Here is a 237-nt window from a genome sequence, read left to right on the forward strand (position 1 = left end):
CGGCGCTGTACAAGAAAGTTTATCAACTTGCCGAAGCGAAAACGGGTAAATCACTACCCCGCGAAATGTTGCCTGGCATTCAACTGGAAAGCCCGAAAATCACCCGCAACCTGACTACGGCCTGGTTTGCGAAGCGCGTAGACGAACGGCGGGCGCGTTGTATGAAACAGTGATCAAACAGGAATGTCATGCCAGATAAGGCGTTTTAGGCCGTATCTGGCAACGTAAATCTTACTG

General features: G+C 50.6%; 1 protein-coding gene. It reads left to right on the forward strand.

What is annotated here, in order from left to right; genetic code table 11:
• A partial coding sequence (locus SB756_RS35260; RefSeq protein ID WP_410913905.1) for a DUF1615 family protein occupies positions 1–173 on the forward strand: 173 nt, incomplete at its 5' end.
• Positions 174–237: the final 64 nt, after the last annotated feature.

The sequence above is a fragment of the Pseudomonas sp. SIMBA_068 genome (assembly GCF_046534705.1).
Lineage (GTDB): Bacteria > Pseudomonadota > Gammaproteobacteria > Pseudomonadales > Pseudomonadaceae > Aquipseudomonas > Aquipseudomonas putida.